Genomic DNA, 845 nt, shown 5'->3' with positions numbered 1-845 from the left:
GAGCGGGGCAGGCGGGTGGGCCGGCCGGCGGTCTGGGCACCGTTCCCCACAGCGGTCATGGGCACCTCCGAGTTCTTCGTACGAGCCGGCATTTCACCCGAACCGGTCGGGGCCCCCATGCCCCGTCGCGGAATTGGCCCGCCGCTGTAACTTATCGCCACTGTCACCACACGGTAGCCTCAGCGGGGGCGACCAAGGAGCGCGCGGTGAGTGAATCAGGGCAACCCGGTGCCGCCACCCCGGGAGAGCACGGCGACGGACCAGGTCAGCACGACGACCCGGCCCGTTCCGGCGGCGGTGGGTGGACGCCCTCGGCTGACTGGTCCCGAGGCGCGGAGAGCACCGGGTCGCGGCAGCCGGCGCCCTGGCAGCGGCCCGACCTGGCCCCCGGCTGGGCGTCCTCCTCGCCCCGCTACGGCGACCTGCCCGCCCCGCTGCCCGCACTGCCAGGCAGCGCCGAGGCGCCGGCCCGGGTCAACGGCCACCGCGCCAACGGGGTGCACCACAACGGAGCGGACGCGCCGTCCAGCCACCAGGCCCCGGTGAGCGCCCCGCCCGGTCTCCGGGGCGAGCCCGGTCGGGATTCCGACGGCGACCGGCTGGTGGTGCCGGCGCAGCGGCCCGCGCCGGCGGTCGAGCAGCCGCCCGGCCCGCCGCGCGGGTTCACCGAGCCGGAGCCCGACCCGGCCCGGCACGCCTCCGACGAGCCGCCGGCCGGCCGCCCCACCCGGTGGGCGGAGCCCGGCCTGCCGACCTCCGCGCCGCCGGCCGTGCAGGTGCCGCCGGTCGGCACCGCCGCCAGCGGCTTCGAGGTGCCCCCCGGGATCCACGCCCCCACCGTCGAC

At 78.3% G+C, this 845-nt stretch carries 1 pseudogene; it reads left to right on the top strand.

The window, feature by feature from the left end:
* Positions 1 to 206: 206 nt before the first annotated feature.
* Positions 207 to 845, top strand: a pseudogene (locus tag C1I99_RS31715) (hypothetical protein); the annotation flags it as partial.

The organism is Micromonospora deserti (assembly GCF_003236335.1).
GTDB lineage: Bacteria > Actinomycetota > Actinomycetes > Mycobacteriales > Micromonosporaceae > Micromonospora > Micromonospora deserti.
Note: the sequence above shows the minus strand (reverse complement) of the source record. Positions and strands in the feature narration are given on the sequence as shown.